The organism is Pontibacter sp. HJ8 (genome assembly GCF_054824225.1).
Genome location: NZ_JSYF01000416.1, coordinates 1 through 3,766 on the forward strand (window position 1 = coordinate 1; position 3,766 = coordinate 3,766).

Sequence of the window (3,766 nt, forward strand, 5' to 3'; positions counted from 1 at the left end):
CTGCATGGTGTTACATGTTCTGCTCTATGAGTTGGGTCAATTCTATAAAATCCTGCACCGAGAGCTGTTCTGCTCTTTTGTCAAAAACAGGTTGCGCTGCAATTTCGGGCGGCAAGTTATAACTTCGGAGTGAGTTACGAAGCGTTTTGCGTCTTGTTCCAAAGCTTTGTTTGACCACACTGAAAAACAGCTTCTCGTCACAGGCCAGGTTCTGCCGTTCGTTGCGCAACAGACCGATCACGCCGGACTTTACTTTGGGAGGCGGATGAAACACATGTTCATGCACCGTGAACTTGTAATCGATGGTATAAAAGGCCTGCAGCAGCACACTCAGTATCCCGTAGGTCTTGGAGCCCGGAGGGGCAGCCAGGCGTTCGGCCACCTCTTTCTGGATCATGCACACCACCTCCGGCACCACATCCCGGTGTTCGAGCACTTTAAAGAATATCTGGCTCGAAATATTATAGGGAAAATTGCCGATGATGGCAAACTTGCCCGGGAACATTTTACTCAGGTCTGTTTTGAGAAAGTCAGCCGAAATGATGCGGTCCTGCAAAGCCGGAAAGTGCTCTTTCAGGTATGCAATCGACTCCCGGTCAATGTCTACGACGGTGGTGGTATACTCCTTGTGCTGCAGCAGGAACTGGGTGAGCACGCCCATACCGGGGCCGATTTCCAGCACATCCTGTGCGCCCTGGTGCATCGTTAACTGGTCCACTATCTTTCGGGCGATGTTCTGATCGACCAGGAAGTGCTGTCCCAGGTGTTTTTTTGGACTTACTTTACTCACGTTCTATTCGTTATGGTTTTGATGGAGGTGATACTTTTCTCCTGAAACCCGTTATACTTTACTAATAGGCGTTTCCGGAAGCCTCGCAGGCACCGGCTGCTTTTTCACATTACACTATATACTTGCTATATTGCAGACTCAAAGATACGAACGACAAATGCCAACACAACTCAAATACAATACATCGGTAGGTAAAAATACAGACGTTGCCCTGATTGTGCGGGCTGACCAGGCAACAGCACTGGCAGAACTGAGCCCGGAAGAAGCCGGTTATGTTCAGCGCCAGCTGGAAGCGGAGGCTAAGATCATCGCTCTGAACCGCTATACGCAACGGGTGTATGTAGTAGTAGCGGCTGACGCCAAAACAGAAAACGCCGCCCGGGAGGCCCTGCGCCAGGCCGGCTATACCTTACTCAAACAACTCAAAGCCGATAAGGTAGAAGAACTGGCGATTGTGGACAGAACCAACAGCCAGGCCAGCCTATACCTGGCCGAGGGGGTATACCTGAGCAACTACCAGTTTCAAAAATACAAAACCAAAAACAGCAAGCCCAGCCCCCTGCAGACGATCATCCTCGCCGACGAGAATGTTTCGGAGCAGGACGTGACGGAACTGCAAAATGTACTCGACGCCGTTGCCATTACACGCGACCTGGTGAACGAACCCAACAGCCACCAGTCTGCTACGCAGCTGAGCGAGCAGCTGGAGGAACTTGGTCGTGCCGCCGGTTTCAAGACCGAGGTGCTGGATGAATTGCAGATACAGTCCCTGAAAATGGGCGGCCTGCTGGCCGTAAACCAGGGCAGCGAAGAGCCACCTACCTTCAACATACTGGAGTGGAAGCCGGAAGGCGCTAAAAATTCAAAACCTTATGTACTGGTGGGCAAAGGTGTGGTATACGACACGGGCGGACTCAGCCTGAAGCCTACGCCACAGTCCATGGACTACATGAAGTCCGACATGGCAGGTGCCGCCGCGGTGGCAGGTGTGTTGTATGCCCTGGCAAAAAACAATGTACCGCTCCACGTGATCGTCCTCATTCCGGCCACCGACAACCGCCCCGGCGGAAAGGCTTACTCTCCGGGCGACGTCATCACCATGCACAACGGCATGTCGGTAGAAGTACTCAACACAGACGCGGAGGGCAGGCTTATTTTGGCCGATGCGCTCAGCTTCGCGCAGCGCTATAAGCCGGAACTGGTGATCGATATGGCCACCCTGACAGGGGCCGCAGCGCGCGCCATCGGCAAGGAAGGCTTGGTAGCCATGAGCAATGCCGGCGAAGAGGTGATGGGTGCCCTGAAGAAAACAGGCGAAGAAGTGCACGAGCGTATCGTGGAATTTCCGCTCTGGGAAGAATATAAGAAGCACATCGAATCCGATATAGCGGACATCAAGAACCTGGGCGGTGCCGAAGCCGGTGCCATTTCAGCAGGCGTCTTCCTGGAGTATTTCACCAACTATCCCTGGGTACACTTTGACATTGCAGGTACAGCCTACCTGCTGGGCGAGGATTCGTACAGAGGCAAACTGGCCACCGGCTCCGGTGTGCGCCTTGTCTACAACTACCTTAGCTCCCTGGCCAAATAAGACAAAATGGAAAACAGATATAAAGCGAAACTAGGTATAAGCATCGGCGACACCAACGGTATTGGCCCCGAAGTGATCGTAAAAACCCTTTCGGACCAACGCATCCTGAACTACTGCACGCCGGTTATTTACGCGTCTGCAGCGCTGATCAACAAAGTGCGCAAAGCTCTGAGCGCAGAACATTTCCAGTACCAGCAGGTGCAAACTGCCCTGGACCTGGCACCCAAAAAGGTAAACCTGATCAACTGCTGGGAAGAAGACATCGCCGTTGAGCCCGGAACGCCGAAACCGGAATCCGGTAAGGCGTCGCTAGACTCCCTGCTGGCAGCCTGCAAAGACCTGAAAGCCGGTATGCTGGATGGTCTCGTGACCGCTCCGATCGACAAGGACAACATCCAGGCGGATGCCTTTAAGTTTCCGGGCCATACCGAGTTTCTTACCTCCTACTTTGATGCGCCCGAAAGCCTGATGCTGCTGGTCAGCGATGTGCTGCGTGTAGCTACCGTGACGGGCCACATACCTGTCAAAGAGGTAGCGGGCAGGCTCAGCTATGATCTCATCATCCGCAAGATCACCATCCTGCAGGAGTCGCTGCGCAGGGATTTTGGCATACAGAAGCCCCGCATCGCCGTATTGGGCCTCAACCCGCATGCCGGCGAAAAAGGATTGCTGGGCAACGAAGAGACGGACATCATCCGGCCGGCCGTTATGCACCTGAAAGAGCGCGGCCACCTGGTGTTCGGCCCCTACCCGGCCGACGGCTTCTTTGGCATGCGCCAGTACAAGCAGTTCGATGCGGTCTTGTCGATGTACCACGATCAGGGCCTGATCCCGTTCAAGACACTGGCCATGGAAAGTGGCGTGAACTACACCGCAGGCCTGCCCATTGTGCGTACCTCCCCTGACCATGGCACGGCCTACGATATAGCCGGCAAACATATAGCCGATGAAAGCTCGTTCAGAGAAGCCATGTTTCTGGCCTGCGACATCATAAAAATGCGTTTAGCAGAACAAAAGCCTGTTCTTTAATCGAACAGCTATTTTATTTATCAAAATAATGTTCTAATTTTGCGTCTTGCAATAAAAAAACGGTAGTGAAGAAGCTAAGAGATTACGAAATCGGCATTGCCAAACTCAGCAACAAAAAGCATGTGTTCGAGTTTGAGATGGATGATTCATTCTTTGCTTTGTTTGAGCAGGAGATCATGCTGGGAGGAAAGCTACTGGCAAAAGTAGAGCTCGATAAGACCGACTCGCTGCTTTCATTGCATTTTGACATCAAGGGTCATGTCCGCCTGACCTGCGATAGAAGCCTGGAGGAATTTGACCAGCCGGTGGATGTAGAGGAAACGCTCCGCATCAAGTATGGTCCTGAGAATGCAGAG

The 3,766-nt window shown here is 52.8% G+C and carries 4 protein-coding genes; 3 read left to right on the plus strand and 1 reads right to left on the minus strand.

The annotated features are described in order from the left end of the window. Positions 1 to 10: 10 nt before the first annotated feature. Positions 11 to 790: a 16S rRNA (adenine(1518)-N(6)/adenine(1519)-N(6))-dimethyltransferase RsmA gene (rsmA, locus tag OB13_RS16805; RefSeq protein ID WP_461491338.1), complete on the minus strand. Its 780-nt coding sequence runs from the start codon at positions 788 to 790 to the stop codon at positions 11 to 13. Positions 791 to 947: 157 nt separating this feature from the next. Between rsmA and OB13_RS16810 the strand changes: the two genes are divergently transcribed. From OB13_RS16810 to OB13_RS16820, 3 genes are all read left to right on the plus strand, one after another. Beyond that, the gene (locus OB13_RS16810; RefSeq protein WP_461491339.1) at positions 948 to 2,381 is read left to right on the plus strand and encodes a leucyl aminopeptidase family protein; all 1,434 of its coding nucleotides are present in this window, start codon (positions 948 to 950) and stop codon (positions 2,379 to 2,381) included. Positions 2,382 to 2,387: 6 nt separating this feature from the next. Continuing rightward, a complete protein-coding gene (pdxA, locus tag OB13_RS16815; protein WP_461491340.1) occupies positions 2,388 to 3,410 on the plus strand; it encodes a 4-hydroxythreonine-4-phosphate dehydrogenase PdxA in 1,023 nt (340 codons plus the stop codon). Positions 3,411 to 3,475: 65 nt separating this feature from the next. Then, positions 3,476 to 3,766: YceD family protein (locus tag OB13_RS16820; RefSeq protein WP_461491341.1), on the plus strand; the 291-nt coding region annotated here is incomplete at its 3' end.